General features: G+C 44.3%; 16 protein-coding genes. 7 read left to right on the top strand and 9 right to left on the bottom strand.

The features are described 5' to 3' along the window. Positions 1 to 25 precede the first annotated feature (25 nt). Complete coding sequence (upp, locus tag MCT08_RS05090) at positions 26 to 652, bottom strand: uracil phosphoribosyltransferase (protein ID WP_053310959.1); 627 nt, start codon at positions 650 to 652, stop codon at positions 26 to 28. Between the two features lie 166 nt (positions 653 to 818). Between upp and purM the strand changes: the two genes are divergently transcribed. Together purM and purN are read left to right on the top strand one after the other, a co-directional pair. Beyond that, entirely contained in the window at positions 819 to 1,859 is a 1,041-nt protein-coding gene (gene purM, locus MCT08_RS05085) for a phosphoribosylformylglycinamidine cyclo-ligase (RefSeq protein WP_261915232.1), read from the top strand. A 3-nt stretch (positions 1,860 to 1,862) separates the two neighbouring features. After that, on the top strand, positions 1,863 to 2,501 hold the full coding sequence (purN, locus tag MCT08_RS05080) for a phosphoribosylglycinamide formyltransferase (protein ID WP_053310957.1): 639 nt from the start codon (positions 1,863 to 1,865) through the stop codon (positions 2,499 to 2,501). A gap of 74 nt (positions 2,502 to 2,575) precedes the next feature. Here purN and MCT08_RS05075 read toward each other — a convergent pair whose 3' ends face one another. Both MCT08_RS05075 and lpcA read right to left on the bottom strand, forming a co-directional pair. Next, a complete protein-coding gene (locus MCT08_RS05075) occupies positions 2,576 to 3,421 on the bottom strand; it encodes a class II glutamine amidotransferase (protein WP_261915231.1) in 846 nt (281 codons plus the stop codon). Positions 3,422 to 3,476: 55 nt separating this feature from the next. Continuing rightward, positions 3,477 to 4,052 carry a D-sedoheptulose 7-phosphate isomerase gene (gene lpcA / locus MCT08_RS05070; RefSeq protein WP_053310955.1) on the bottom strand — a complete coding sequence of 192 codons (576 nt, stop codon included), beginning with the start codon at positions 4,050 to 4,052 and terminating at the stop codon, positions 3,477 to 3,479. A gap of 311 nt (positions 4,053 to 4,363) precedes the next feature. Between lpcA and fadE the strand changes: the two genes are divergently transcribed. Further along, on the top strand, positions 4,364 to 6,808 hold the full coding sequence (gene fadE / locus MCT08_RS05065; protein ID WP_274672587.1) for an acyl-CoA dehydrogenase FadE: 2,445 nt from the start codon (positions 4,364 to 4,366) through the stop codon (positions 6,806 to 6,808). Between the two features lie 94 nt (positions 6,809 to 6,902). On the opposite strand, the gene MCT08_RS05060 is transcribed toward fadE, so the two are convergent. Continuing rightward, a complete protein-coding gene (locus MCT08_RS05060; RefSeq protein WP_274677997.1) occupies positions 6,903 to 8,153 on the bottom strand; it encodes a TIGR03503 family protein in 1,251 nt (416 codons plus the stop codon). 8 nt (positions 8,154 to 8,161) lie between these two features. Beyond that, on the bottom strand, positions 8,162 to 8,905 hold the full coding sequence (gene dnaQ, locus MCT08_RS05055) for a DNA polymerase III subunit epsilon (protein WP_053310952.1): 744 nt from the start codon (positions 8,903 to 8,905) through the stop codon (positions 8,162 to 8,164). 56 nt (positions 8,906 to 8,961) lie between these two features. On the opposite strand from dnaQ, the gene rnhA reads away from it, so the two are divergent. Beyond that, positions 8,962 to 9,429, top strand: coding sequence for a ribonuclease HI (gene rnhA, locus MCT08_RS05050; RefSeq protein WP_053310951.1), 468 nt, complete (start codon positions 8,962 to 8,964; stop codon positions 9,427 to 9,429). 6 nt (positions 9,430 to 9,435) lie between these two features. Here the strand turns inward: rnhA and MCT08_RS05045 are convergent, their stop codons facing one another. Further along, entirely contained in the window at positions 9,436 to 10,179 is a 744-nt protein-coding gene (locus MCT08_RS05045; RefSeq protein WP_053310950.1) for a class I SAM-dependent methyltransferase, read from the bottom strand. A 36-nt stretch (positions 10,180 to 10,215) separates the two neighbouring features. On the opposite strand from MCT08_RS05045, the gene gloB reads away from it, so the two are divergent. From gloB to MCT08_RS05030, 3 genes are all read left to right on the top strand, one after another. Continuing rightward, a complete protein-coding gene (gene gloB, locus MCT08_RS05040; protein WP_274677996.1) occupies positions 10,216 to 10,974 on the top strand; it encodes a hydroxyacylglutathione hydrolase in 759 nt (252 codons plus the stop codon). Positions 10,975 to 11,046: 72 nt separating this feature from the next. Continuing rightward, a complete protein-coding gene (locus MCT08_RS05035; protein ID WP_053311007.1) occupies positions 11,047 to 12,621 on the top strand; it encodes a lytic transglycosylase in 1,575 nt (524 codons plus the stop codon). Further along, on the top strand, positions 12,618 to 13,304 hold the full coding sequence (locus MCT08_RS05030) for a YIP1 family protein (RefSeq protein WP_274677995.1): 687 nt from the start codon (positions 12,618 to 12,620) through the stop codon (positions 13,302 to 13,304). The genes MCT08_RS05035 and MCT08_RS05030 overlap by 4 nt, the downstream gene beginning before the upstream one ends. On the opposite strand, the gene MCT08_RS05025 is transcribed toward MCT08_RS05030, so the two are convergent. The 3 genes from MCT08_RS05025 to MCT08_RS05015 form a co-directional block, all read right to left on the bottom strand. Continuing rightward, on the bottom strand, positions 13,294 to 14,136 hold the full coding sequence (locus MCT08_RS05025; RefSeq protein WP_168521352.1) for an endonuclease/exonuclease/phosphatase family protein: 843 nt from the start codon (positions 14,134 to 14,136) through the stop codon (positions 13,294 to 13,296). The two genes, MCT08_RS05030 and MCT08_RS05025, sit on opposite strands and share 11 nt — an antisense overlap. An 80-nt stretch (positions 14,137 to 14,216) precedes the next feature. After that, positions 14,217 to 14,555 (bottom strand): nitrogen regulatory protein P-II, encoded by a 339-nt coding sequence (glnB, locus tag MCT08_RS05020; RefSeq protein ID WP_168521350.1) that lies wholly within the window; start codon positions 14,553 to 14,555, stop codon positions 14,217 to 14,219. A gap of 108 nt (positions 14,556 to 14,663) precedes the next feature. Next, positions 14,664 to 14,975 (bottom strand): c-type cytochrome, encoded by a 312-nt coding sequence (locus MCT08_RS05015; protein WP_261917466.1) that lies wholly within the window; start codon positions 14,973 to 14,975, stop codon positions 14,664 to 14,666. Positions 14,976 to 15,029 lie beyond the last annotated feature (54 nt).

Raw genomic sequence — 15,029 nt, 5'->3', positions numbered from 1 at the left:
CGATATGCTCCCCTTTATCATTCAATTACTTGGTACCAAAAATCTTATCACCAGCATCGCCTAAACCAGGAACGATGTAACCTTTGTCATTTAGTTTTTCATCAATCGCAGCTGTGTATAGTTCTACATCTGGGTGAGCTTTTTCAAGAGCCGCAATACCTTCAGGTGCTGCCACCAATACTAGGATTTTAAACTGATTACAGCCTTGCTCTTTCAGAAGATCGATCGTTGCGATCATCGAACCACCAGTCGCCAGCATTGGGTCAACGACTAACGCGATACGCTCTTCAATGTTAGAAACTAACTTATTGAAATAAGGCACTGGTTCTAATGTTTCTTCATCACGGTAAACACCTACCACACTGATACGTGCACTAGGAATGTGTTCGAGAACACCATCCATCATGCCAAGGCCTGCACGCAAAATTGGCACAACCGTAACCTTCTTGCCTTTAATTTGATCGACTTCAACAGGGCCATTCCAACCTTCAATGGTCACTTTTTCTGTTTCAAAATCAGATGTCGCTTCATAAGTAAGCAGGCTACCGACTTCTGTCGCTAGCTCACGAAAACGCTTAGTGCTGATTTCCCCTTCTCTCATTAACCCAAGTTTGTGTTTAACTAGAGGGTGCTTCACTTCAACAACTTTCATTTCCATCTCCGGCAATATTTAAATAAACCTGCGGATTATACACACATTTTGTATTGGTTTCAGTGCCAATTATAAACAAAAAAACTGACGCAAACGTTTTCCTTTTTGTTTTAAGCCCTGTTAGAATAGCGCCGTTTTCATATCCAACTTAAACGAGGACTTCCCCGTGAGCGGTAATAACACATCTCTGAGCTACAAAGATGCAGGCGTAGATATCGATGCAGGCAATGCACTAGTTGAACGCATTAAAGGTGCCGTAAAACGCACTCGTCGCCCTGAAGTAATGGGTGGCATTGGTGGTTTTGGTGCGCTTTGTGAGCTGCCAACAAAATATAAACACCCTGTTTTGGTTTCCGGCACTGATGGTGTGGGCACTAAATTGCGTCTCGCTTTGGATATGAAAAAGCACGACACGATTGGCGTTGATCTCGTAGCAATGTGTGTGAACGATTTAATCGTCCAAGGTGCAGAACCACTCTTCTTCTTAGATTACTACGCAACCGGCAAATTAGATGTAGATACCGCAGCTGACGTGGTATCTGGTATCGCCGATGGTTGTGTACAAGCTGGCTGTGCGTTAATTGGTGGTGAAACCGCAGAAATGCCTGGTATGTATGAAGGCGAAGATTACGATGTCGCTGGTTTTTGTGTCGGTGTGGTGGAAAAAGAAGACATCATCGACGGCTCAAAAGTGGCGGCAGGTGATGCATTGATTGCGGTAGGTTCAAGCGGTCCCCACTCAAATGGATACTCGTTAGTGCGTAAGATCTTAGAAGTCTCTGGCGCAGATAAAAATGAAGAGTTAGCAGGAAAAAGCATTGGTGAGCACTTACTGACACCAACCAAGATTTACATCAAATCAGCGCTTAAGATGATCGCAGAACACGACATTCACGCAATTTCACACATTACTGGTGGTGGCTTTTGGGAGAACATTCCTCGCGTTTTACCAGCAGGAACCAAAGCCGTTATTGATGGAAGCAGTTGGCAATGGCCAATCATTTTCCAATGGCTTCAAGAAAAGGGTAATGTGACAACTCACGAGATGTACCGCACTTTCAACTGTGGTGTCGGTCTTATCGTTGCACTACCAACTGAACAAGCCGATGCTGCGGTTAAATTACTGCAAGCAGAAGGTGAAAACGCATGGGTTATCGGTCATATTGCTGAAGCTCAATCTGGTGAAGAGCAAGTAGAGATCAAATAACCTATGAAAAGTATTGTTGTTTTAGTTTCAGGAAATGGTACCAACTTACAGGCTATCCTCGACGCGTGTGAAACGAAGATTAAAGATGGCAAGGTTACGGCCGTTTTTTCAAACAAAGCAACTGCTTATGGCTTAGAACGAGCTAAAAAAGCAGGTGCAGCAGCGGTACATATTGACCCTAATGCTTTTGATACGCGTGACGCGTTTGATCTCGCATTGATGGAACAAATAGACCAATACGCACCTGATTTAATCATTCTAGCTGGTTATATGCGCATTCTGAGTAGTGAATTTGTTCGTCACTACTTAGGAAGAATGCTCAATATACACCCATCGCTGCTACCGAAATATCCTGGTCTCAATACCTACCAACGCGCGATTCATGCTGGTGATGAAGAACACGGAACCAGTGTTCACTTTGTCACAGAGCAGCTTGATGGCGGGCCTGTTATCCTACAAGCAAAGGTACCTATTTTTGATGAAGATACGGTTGAAACGCTGACAGATAGAGTGCAAACCCAAGAGTATCGAATTTACCCTTTAGTGGCACAATGGTTTGTTGAAGAACGTTTAGAGATGCGTGAAGGCAAAGCTTACCTCGATGGAAAACAACTTGGTATGCATGGCTACGCGTTCGATTAAGTTAAACAAAAAATTGGAAAGTAAAAAGGGTTGCATAACAGCAACCCTTTTTTGTTGAGCAATGAGAATACCATTTAATTCAGAGATTCAATCGGTGCCTGACACCCAGGTTTAGCCGCTGCAAACGGCACATCAACTAACGCTGAGGCATTATTATCAATACACTCACCATAGTGAAAAATCGCATACTCACTGGGTTTCATTCGCTGCCACATTTCATTACCCGTCAAAGGTTGTGTCGCAATCACAGAAACCACGTCGTTTGGTGTTGTTTCTTCTTGAAAGTTGATTTCAACATCTTCATCAAGCAAGCTGGCTTTACCAAATGGCGCACGACGGGTGATCCAATAAAGGTGATTCGTACAATACGTCATCACGTATTCCCCATCCGAAAGCAGCATGTTAAATACGCCTCTTTCTTTTAATTGGTCACAACATTGCGCAACAAAACGAAACATCCCAACCATATCCTGTGGTGGTTCTGGATAACGCGCTTCCAATTGCTTTAATAACCAGCAAAATGCCTGTTCACTGTCTGTTTCACCAACGGGGCGATAACGCCCAGTTTCTAACTGCTGGTGATCAGACAATTGTCCATTATGAGCAAATGTCCAATATTTCCCCCACAACTCTCGCGTGAAGGGATGAGTATTTTCCAAATTTACACCACCACGATTCGCTTGACGAATATGGCTAACGACCGCCCGGCTTTTTATCGGGTAACTCTGGACCAGCTCTGCAATTTTGGACTGGAAGCTGGGGTTTGGGTCTTTAAACGTCCGAAAACCCTTTCCTTCATAAAAAGTAATTCCCCAGCCATCACGATGTGGACCTGTATTGCCTCCACGCTGAATCAGCCCAGTAAAACTAAAGCAAATATCCGTCGGCACATTGGCACTCATACCGAGCAATTCACACATGGTTTAACGCACTCCCTTCTTTAAACCTTAGGCTGCACCTGAATAATTCAGATAATTACGCCATTTCTTTTTCGATTAATTGGATAATGATATGGATAATTTTAATATGGATTTCTTGAATACGGTCAGCATAACCAAAATGAGGGACACGAATTTCAACATCCGCCAAGCCCGCCATTTTGCCGCCATCTTTACCGGTTAGAGCAATGGTTTTCATGCCTTTCGCTTGCGCCGCTTCAATGGCTTTCAAAATATTACCAGAGTTACCTGAAGTAGACAGACCAAATAATACATCCCCCTTTGCACCTACCGCTTCAACATAACGAGAAAATACAAAATCATAACCAAAGTCATTACTCACACATGATAAATGGCTTGGATCAGAAATAGCGATGCCAGGGTAACCAGGACGATTTTCACGATAACGCCCCGTTAACTCTTCAGCAAAATGCATCGCATCACAATGTGACCCGCCATTACCACAAGATAGAACTTTGCCACCTTGTTTGAATGAATCAGCAATCAGCTTTGCCGCCGCTCCAATTTGAGCAATGTTATGGTCATCACTGAGAAACTTATTCAGAACGTCAGCAGCTTCCGTCAATTCACTTTTAATCAAATCCTGGTACATAGGTATATTCTCTTTTTAATCTGCTTACAGATGAACTCTTGTTTTAGAGCCAGTAACAAACTTGAGTTTACCCAAACCATTTGCTCTGTCGAGAGTTCCACTTCAAGAATTGTCCTTTTCTGTTCATTCCATACGTAGAAAGTCATGGATACATTGGATTATTTAGATTTTTTGCTCTACATGGATCACTTTTTGAACAATATAAGGTTTTACATTTCATTAATATTCTGATTACAATTACCACTGGTTAGACCACTTTCAAAAATCAAGACGTATAACAAAATACATTCCGTCTTAAAGGGAAACATATTATGGACATCTTGCTCTCTACACTTGGCTTTATCGCTGTACTCGGTATTTGCCTCTACCACAGAACCTCACTCTTTACTGCCTTAACGGCATTAACCGTTACTATGATTGCGTTAACGGTTTTTGACTACGCTGGGTTTATCGGCTGGGTACTTTACCTCGCCGCTATTGCAGTCTTTGCTATCTCTTCTATTCGCCAAAGTCTGATCAGCGAAAAAGCATTGAAACTATTTAAAAAAGTTCTTCCTGCCATGTCACAGACAGAAAAAGAAGCCTTAGACGCCGGTACTGTTTGGTGGGAAGCAGATCTGTTCAAAGGAAAACCAAACTGGGACAAACTGCACAAGATTGCCGCGCCAAAACTAAGTACAGAAGAACAAGCCTTTCTTGATGGTCCGGTGAATGAGGTGTGTGCCATGGTCAGTGACTATCAAGTCACTCATGAACTGGCAGACCTTCCGCCTGAAGTTTGGCAATATTTAAAAGATAACAAGTTTTTCGCCATGATCATTAAGAAACAATATGGTGGCTTAGAATTTTCAGCCTATGCTCAATCGCTCGTATTGCAAAAACTAACAGGTGTATCGGGAGTACTTTCATCCACCGTTGGTGTACCAAACTCGTTAGGCCCAGGTGAACTTCTGCAACACTATGGTACTGAAGAACAAAAAAACCATTACTTACCTCGACTTGCTGAAGGTAAAGAGATCCCATGTTTTGCGTTAACTAGCCCAGAAGCGGGTTCAGATGCAGGCTCTATTCCTGATTTTGGCGTGGTTTGCAAAGGCAAATGGGAAGGAAAAGAAGTGCTGGGCATGCGCTTAACTTGGAACAAACGCTATATCACCCTAGCTCCTGTTGCTACCGTATTGGGATTGGCTTTCAAATTGCGCGACCCAGATGGCCTATTGGGGGAAACCCAAGAGCTAGGTATTACTTGTGCGTTAATCCCAACCCACTTGAAAGGGGTTGAAATTGGTAATCGCCATTTTCCACTTAATGTACCTTTCCAAAATGGCCCCACGCGCGCAAATGATCTTTTCGTACCGCTTGATTTCATTATCGGTGGCCCAAGCATGGCTGGCCAAGGCTGGCGTATGTTGGTGGAATGTCTTTCTGTCGGACGTGGTATTACCCTACCATCAAACTCAACTGGTGGTATTAAAACCGCAGCATTAGCAACGGGCGCGTATGCACGTATCCGTCGCCAATTTAAACAGCCTATTGGCCACATGGAAGGAGTTGAAGAGCCATTAGCCCGCCTTGGTGGTAATGCCTATGTAATGGATGCAGCAAGTAACCTAACTGTTGCTGGTATTGATTTAGGTGAAAAACCATCGGTTATTTCGGCCATTGTTAAATACCACTGTACCCATCGCGGCCAACGCAGCATCATCGATGCGATGGACATTGTCGGTGGTAAAGGCATATGTATTGGTCCTTCAAACTTTTTAGCACGTAGCTACCAAGGCGCACCGATTGCTGTAACAGTCGAAGGGGCAAATATTCTGACTCGTTCGATGATCATCTTTGGTCAAGGTGCTATCCGCTGTCACCCTTATGTTTTGGAAGAGATGAATGCCGCTTATTCGCAAGATTCTGACGCAATTGAAAAATTTGATGCAGCTCTCGCAGGGCACGTTAGCTTTACTATGAGTAACCTAGTACGCAGCATTTGGTTTGGTATCACCGATGGGTTAGGCTCATCAGCTCCAACCAGTGATGCAACCAAGCGTTACTACCAACAATTGAACCGTTACAGCGCAAACTTAGCGTTACTGTCTGATATTTCAATGGCAGTACTTGGTGGCTCACTCAAACGTAAAGAACGTTTATCGGCACGCCTTGGCGATATTTTAAGCCAGCTTTACTTAAGCTCAGCAACACTAAAACGCTTTGAAAATGATGGTCGTCCGGTTGAAGATTTGCCTTTAGTACATTGGGGGCTACAAGATAGCTTGAAGCAAACGGAAGTCGCCATCGACGAGTTCTTAGCTAACTTCCCGAACAAGGTGATTGGAAAAGTACTGCGCGTGTTGCTGATGCCGATTGGTCGCGTCCGTAAAGCGCCAAACGACAAGCTAGACAGTAAAGTAGCACAAATTCTACAAACACCGAGTGAAACTCGCTCCCGCATTGGCCGCAATCAATACCTTGCCCCAACTGCACATAATGCAGCAGGTAAGATTGAACAAGCACTAGAGGTTATTTTACGTGCAGAGCCGTTGTTCGATAAAGTATGCTCGGTAACCAATCAACGTCGCCCATTCTTGCGTTTAGATGAAGTCGCCGCCATTGGTTTGCAACAGAAAATTCTCACCGAGCAAGAAGCACAGCTATTAACTGAGGCGGAAGCTCATCGTTTATACACCATTAATGTGGATGATTTTGCGTCAGAGGAACTCGCCGCAAAGTCACAATACCCAGCGATGGGTGAAGTTGCCTAATTCATGTTTGATAAAAGACAAGGGGCGCTTTCTAAGCGCCCCTTATTTTGTAACTAAAACAACCGATTTCTAATTTATACCGACTTCGACGGTGCTATTTCTTGGGCATATTCAATTGCAACTCAGGTTGCAGTGCTTTCCTTGCTTTCAGTTTGCGTATGATAAACCATATCAATAGCCCTAAAAGGATTGCCACCACGTTGCCAATAGCGATGATCATAATGCTACGACTCGTCGCCTCTTCACGCATTTGAATGATCAGCTTTTCTTGCTCTATCTGACGCTGTTTTGCTTCTTCTTCGAGTTGTAAACGCCGCATTTCAGCAATATTCACATCATCAACCACACTGTAAGTTCGCTCAGCTATTGGAAAATACAGCGGTCGCTTATTCGAGAGATCGGTAGCATACAATTTACCTGACCAACGATAATTCCCATTATCACCTTCATTGGGTATATCTAGGCTCAGTTTTAATTCATCTTCAGCGGACTGACTTTCAGCAACAAACCGCTCATCATAGATATCCGAATGCTCAATATGTGCCGCAATTGAGCCGGGCTCAATCATACCTTGCTCGCCTGAAAAAACGACCTGGTGCGGCTCTCCATCAACTCGAGATTGAATAAAAGTGGTTAATATCGGTGTTGGATAAACCAAGACTTCTTGTTCTTGCGCACGTAAGAACACACCATTGCCAGATGTAATTCGCACACGGTATTTGCCAGGTTGAGGAGTAATTGGTAACGCAACGGTGAATACACCATCACCGGGGTATTCATCTAAACCACGGCCATCATCGCTAAACTCACCGATCACTTCAGGAATGGGGCGTGCTTCTTTCACCAACTCGTCTTCATTTTCAACATATTTGGTAAACGTAACCTTCAAGTTAACTCTGTCTAAAAAGTCTCGCAACTTAAGCTGCTGGCCATCAGAGCTCAAGCGAGCAGTAAACTTGATCTCCTCACCGTGATAAAGACGATTTGGAAACACATCGGTATTGAGTTGGAGATGAGAAATTAACTTGATGTTATTTTTAGGCGACACTTTACCTATCGCCTGCCAAGGCCCCGGCATAGGTGTATCGATAGAAATAATATCCATGCTAGGTTCTTGATACCAACGCATATTGTCTTCATGTCGCCCCGCATAATACTTTTTACCGTCCGGACGCACCAACACCACAGGCTGAGAAGCGGGTTCGCGATAAATTACAAAAGTAATTTGCGTAATGGTCGGATCAACCCGAAAACGATTATCGAGCAACGACATTGAGGATGCACTCTCAGCAAAAACACCAATACTCCATATCAGCCCTAAACAAGCCGCCATTATCCTCAACATATTTTCTCCTACTGACGCCAGAGGCAGCTTCCGCTCTTCTCTACCAGATCTAATCTTTCTTGGTGTGCTTGTAATTCATCGGCACACGCGTGCAAAACCTTTAGCTTTTTCCGCCCAGCAGCGACACGTTTTATTGACTCTCCTCCCATACTGCCATCACTTTGAGTTCCTGCACTAAATTGCAATGAGGTTTGCCCCCCCGTCATTAACAGGTAGACGTCGGCTAAGATCTCGGCATCGAGCAAAGCGCCGTGCAAGGTACGGTGTGAGTTATCAATACCGTAGCGGTCACACAAAATATCTAAGTTATTGCGCTTACCGGGGAAAATACGCTTGGCCATTGCCAAGGTATCGGTCACTTTACAATATTGCTCAGTCTTACCGATACGTGGGTCAAGTTTGCTAAATTCATAATCCATGAAGCCAACGTCAAAGGGCGCGTTGTGAGCAACCAATTCAGCCCCTTTGATGAAATCTAAAAACTCTTGGTGCACCTCTCGGTATAGTGGTTTATCAACCAAGAATTCATCGGTAATACCATGAACCTCCACCGCTTCTGACTGAATTTCACGATCCGGTTTTAGGTAGACGTGAAAATGACGACCAGTCAGTTTCCGGTCAATAATTTCCACAGCACCAATTTCAATGATTCGGTGTCCTTCGTAATGAGGACCGCCTTCACGGTTCATACCCGTGGTTTCCGTATCGAGAACAACGATACGTTGAGATTCTGAATTGCTACTAGTATTCATAAGGATATCTATGTCAGACTATGCCGATAATGTGCGTAACCTAATAGTACCAAATCATGACAAAACAAGTGGAAATTTTCACTGATGGATCTTGCTTGGGTAATCCCGGCCCCGGTGGCTATGGCATTGTCCTGCGTTATAAGCAGACCGAAAAGACCTTAGCCAAAGGCTATACACTGACAACCAACAACCGAATGGAGATGTTAGCTGCGGTGGTTGCGTTGCAGTCACTTAAAGAGCCATGTCATGTCATTCTAACGACCGATAGCCAATACGTACGTCAAGGAATAACCCAGTGGATCCACAACTGGAAAAAACGCGGTTGGAAAACGGCAGATAAAAAGCCAGTCAAAAACGCAGATTTATGGCAATTGTTAGACAAAGAAAGCGCCCGCCACGAGATTGATTGGCGATGGGTCAAAGGTCACGCAGGTCATCGCGAAAATGAAATATGCGATGAATTAGCACGCGCGGCTGCCGAAAATCCTACCGAAGAAGATACGGGTTATCAGCCCAACGAATAAACCATATTACGCTTTATTTTGATTTTGGCTCTTTAAGCGATAGTTCACCCCAACTGGAGAGAGGCGTCGCTTCAAACGCCAATGCGGCTTAATCGGTTTAAGCGGATAAGTCCGTTTACGAGCAACAATAAAGTACAAACTACCAAATGGAGACGCCCAGTCTCCGATACTGTTTTCGAGCCATGTCCACATCGGTTGATATTTTTGCATAGGAAACAACGCGTATTGATCACACGCGATCACTTGATAATTCAAAATACTCAGCCAATCTTTGATGCGGCTTGCCGTAAACATTCTCCCGCTCCAAGGAAGGTTGCGTTTACGCCATGGCATAAAACTAGCTATACCAGTAAAACTTATCGGATTAAAGCCGGTAATAATGATGTAACCATCGTCAATCATCACTCTATCGACTTCTCGTAAAACGCGATGCGGGTCATCACAGTAATCGAGCTGATGCGCCAACATCACCACATCGAAACTCTTTTCTAGAAATGGAAGTTCATAGCTATCCGCAATGACGTTATGTAACGGATTTTTTATATCAAGATTAACTTGGTGTTGAATATTGCAGTTGCAACTGGCAAGCTCACAACTAAGACCACCGAGCTTAAGCATATGGTAGCCAAACAATTTTGGGCACCACTCATCAAGCCGAGTTTGAATAGAATCACTGACCCACTGGCCATTTTTAAGCTGAGACCAAGAGTGAGGTTTATCTAACTTCTTTTCGCTACGTGCTGGCTTCATCGATAACCTATTTCACCTCGGTGACTGGAGATACTCATGTTACAGATCAAAAGCATACCCGCATTTAATGATAATTACATCTGGCTGATCCAAAATAGCGATCAGCGTTGTGCAGTTGTCGACCCGGGCGATGCTGCTCCGGTGTTGCAATACCTCACCGAACATCAATTGACCCTTGAAGCAATTCTGATTACCCACCATCACCATGACCACATTGGTGGTGTACCTGAATTGGTTCGCCAGCACCCCAATATAAATGTCGTGGGCCCAGTGAATGAACCGATTCCGACCTTAACTCACCCAGTTGAAGCCGGGGACCAAATAGAACTATTTGATGAAGTGTTTCTGGTGCTAGGCCTCGAAGGACATACAAATGGACACATTGGTTACGTGGGGGACGCAAAACTATTCAGCGGCGACGTACTCTTTTCCGCGGGTTGTGGTCGCGTATTTGAAGGCACCATGGAACAAATGTTCACTTCACTGAATAAACTAGCCGCATTACCTGAGGAAACTGAAGTGTATTGCGCCCATGAATACACAGCCAGTAATGTGGCATTTGCACTTGCAGTCGAACCTGATAACGACCACTTGCATCAGTATCGTGACCAAGTTAATCGTCTTAGAGCTCAGCAGCAATCAACAGTGCCAACCACCATTCGCCAAGAGAAATTAATCAACCCTTTTTTACGTACGCAACAAGAAAGTGTGATGAAATCGGTCGCCAATCGCACCCTACAAACCGATCCTCAATCAATCTTTACCGCATTACGTGAGTGGAAGAACGAATTTTAACGATTTGCTGCTTGTCATCGCCATAAAATGACAAGTATTATCAGCAGCCATTTAGTCAAAGGGCTGTTATACATGCGAGTTCAATTTAGCTGGGTGGTAGTGCTGTTATTAGCCGGATGCCAAATCACCCAGCCAGTAGATCAAACTACCTCACCAAACTCCGAAGAGGCCAATAGCCCTCAAGTTCAAACATCCACCAACCGTATTCATGCGAATAAACCGGTGCAACCTGCAAAAGTGCTCCCAAAGGTCGTTACCCCACAACAACAAAAAGATGTATGGCAACGTATTGCGATGCAGCTCTCGATGGATATCCCCGAGCACAAATCCGTTAATTACTACCGTACTTGGTATCTTAAGCATCCTAACCATCTCAAAACGGTTTCTAAGCGTGCTGAACCTTTCCTTTATTTAATTACAGAGAAAATTGAACAGCGCGGATTACCGCTAGAGCTAGCCTTACTACCGATAGTCGAAAGTTCATTTGATGCCTTTGCATACTCGCACGGCAGCGCAGCGGGCTTGTGGCAATTTGTACCAGGTACAGGGGAAATGTACGGTTTAGAGCAAAACTTTTGGTATGACGGCCGCCGAGATGTCGATGCCGCCACCGATGCAGCTTTAGATTACCTGACTTATCTTAATAAGCGTTTTGACGGTAACTGGAACCACGCGATTGCCGCCTATAATAGCGGTGGAGGTCGTATCTCAAGCGCAATTCGTAAAAATCAAAAAGCGGGTAAAGCTACCGATTTCTTTTCCTTAGATCTGCCAACTGAAACCACAGGCTACGTGCCAAAACTGCTTGCTGTTGCAGACATCATCGCCAATCAAGAAAAATACGGTATTACCATTCCAGCAATCGCAAACAAACCGGTACTGGAATTAGTCGACCCACAAGAGCAGCTTGATCTTGCCATTGCCGCTAACTATGCCGGCATGACAGTAAAAGAGCTACAAAGCTATAACCCAGCCTATAATCAGTGGGCGACTTCCCCAACAGGCCCGTACCAGTTACTGATCCCGGTTGATAAAGCGGATACTTTCATGCAAAAAGTGCAACAAAACCGTGGCAAGGGAATGAAACTGGTGCGCTATAAGGTTAAATCGGGAGATAGCTTGAGTGTGATTGCGCAGCAGCACAGCACCACCACTAAAGTGATTCAAACAGCAAACAACCTCACCAGCAATAGTATCCGTGCTGGACAATACTTAATGATCCCCACTTCGGTGAAAGATGAAAAAGCTTACGCGCTGAGTGCTAGCAATCGCCTAGCCAAAACCCAATCAATGGCGCGAGGCAAATACAAACTCTCGCATACCGTTACCAGTGGTGACAGCCTTTGGAGTATTGCAAAGCAACACAACATTTCTCACCAGTCATTGGCAAAATGGAATGGCATGGGGCCACGAGACACATTAAAAATCGGCCAAAAACTGGTTATTTGGAAAAATAGTAGCGATGGCGCGATTATCCGTACCGTCTTTTACCAAGTTCGCTCTGGCGATACGCTAAGTGGTATCGCGAACAAATTTAAAGTGAAAAGTCATGACATCGTTAACTGGAATGATCTTGCGAATCAAAAGTACCTAAAACCAGGTCAAAAACTTAAACTCTATGTCGACGTAACTAAGGTCAGTGTATGAACCCGTCTAGCAACCCTTTAACCATGTTGATGGATATATTCCGTTCACCAACCTCTTGTTTCCTTGCCATTTATCAACGAGGAATGTGGGGCTGGCAGCCTTATATCTTTTTAATTCTGAGCCCATTTCTATTCTGGGGTGCTTATTTTGATATCGTCAACTTCGAATGGCTCAAAGCAGCACTTGCACCACAACTGGCGGTGGAAAACCCTGCTCAACTAGAGATGTTGGATGCAAATACCCTAATGGCCAGTGAAATAATCAGCGATATGATTGGTCGTACAGTCACGATTTTCATGCTAGCTTTCTGGTTCCATTTAGCCACCAAACAAAGTCAGCACCAGCATGGCTTTTGGCGTTGGTTTGCCGCCGGTGCCGTCATCACTTTCCCTGCCGTGTTGGGCGACTTAGCCAGCTACGCTAGCCTACTGCTAAAGCATGGCCAAGTGATGACTTACGCCGCTGACTTAAACAGTTTGAATGGTTTACTCAAACTACCTCTGACAAACGATTGGTCTCAGTTTGCCAGCTCTTTTCCTCTGCTTTTACCTTGGTATATTGTGCTAGGGTATGCCGCAGTGGGCGCTTGGACTGAACTGGAACGTGGGCAAGCTTTGGCTATCTCTGCACTGCCTTGGGTCGGTTACTATGTGATTTGGGCGCTCTACATTGTTATAAGCTAAAGTGCACCAGCATAGGGTTATGATCAGAAGCGTCGCTTTGCGGCGCTTTTGCGTTTATTACCGTAAGCCCACGATAAAAGACATGATCAAGTACTAAACCGGTGACAAACTGGATGCGGTTATCAGGGCTAAATATTACCTCTTGCATCCCTGCGCCTTGTAACGCCGTTTTCATAGCCGTCATGCGCTGCTCACTCCAACTATTGAAGTCTCCCGCCACAATCACCGGCCCCTTGTGCTCATCTAACTTGCTTATCAAGGTTGATAACTGGTTAGCGTATTCATCTGTACCATAAGTAAAATTAACCGCATGCAAGTTCACAACTGCTAATGATTGCCCGTCACTTAAACGATACAGCGCATAAATGGCCGATTTAGGTAAACGCAACCAAGGTTCAACTTCAGTATAAGCGCAGGCGTAACTCGGCATCTGTTTTGACAAATTCAGCACCCCAGCAGACTCACCGAATACACGAAAAGCAGCGGCTTGGTTTCCTCCCCACTGACGTTCGACAATCCAAGATTTCAATGCTTCCGTCATACTTGCTTCTTGGAGTAACAGCAGTTGAGATGATTGGCTGAATTTATCTAGCTCACTGTGCCAGTTAACTCTATTTTGCTTATAGATATTCCAAACCAGTAACTCTAGCTGCCCGTTAGCATCAATAACCTGAGCATTGGGGTTGTCGTAGCACACTAAAGGTGATGCACTATTTTGATGATTGATTGTCAGTATTTGCGGCTGGCTAGGGATGGTGAAGATAAAGAAAAAACTCACCACGGCAATAAAAATAACAAACACAGGTAAGGCAATGAGGTATTTTTTCTTCATGAATTTAGCCACGCGATGTGAACCAGAAACAAGGGAGTAATAGGAGAAAAAAGGAGCGAATCGCCCCTTTTCTAGATAAATTAAATAGCGTCTTCGTCTTCTTCACCGGTACGAATTCTCACAACACGCTCAACACTAGTAATGAAGATTTTACCATCACCAATTTTACCCGTTTGCGCCGTTTCAATAATGGTCTCGACACAATGGTCGGCTACATCATCACTAACCACAATTTCAAGCTTCACTTTTGGCAAGAAATCCACCATGTATTCAGCACCACGGTACAACTCGGTATGTCCTTTCTGACGACCAAAACCTTTCACTTCAGAAACCGTCATCCCTGTGATACCAACTTCAGCAAGCGCTTCGCGTACATCATCGAGTTTAAATGGTTTAATTATGGCTTCAATTTTTTTCATGTTCATCCCTTAAACTGTCTTCAATGACTGGCATTATCTGCTAGCAAAAAAAAACAATCAATAAAAAGCCCAAGCAATGCTTGGGCAGATTGAATAAATGTATTGAGATTATTTTAAACTTGCGAAGTAAGCCGCGAGGTTATCAATATCAGCATCACTGAGCATGGACGCTTGTGCTTGCATTACCATCGCTAACCCGCCTGTGCGCTCTTTGTTTTTATACGCTTTAATAGAGGAGACAAGATATTGCTCATTTTGTCCTTTAAGATTTGGATAGCCGGGGATAACAGCAATACCGTCAGCACCATGACACGCTGCGCATACCGCTGCTTTGGCTTGACCTGCTGCGGCATCACCCGCCATAGCATTACCGCTAAGAAGACCTAAGCCGATAACCACTCCCACTGCGATTTTTTTCATTGCTCCACCTTTATGTCCATATTAGTTATGCGTTTTATACGAATTTTGCATCAA

The sequence above is a fragment of the Vibrio aestuarianus genome, from assembly GCF_028858425.1.
GTDB classification, from domain to species: Bacteria; Pseudomonadota; Gammaproteobacteria; order Enterobacterales; family Vibrionaceae; genus Vibrio; species Vibrio aestuarianus.
This window is presented reverse-complemented; position numbering and strand designations above follow the sequence as displayed.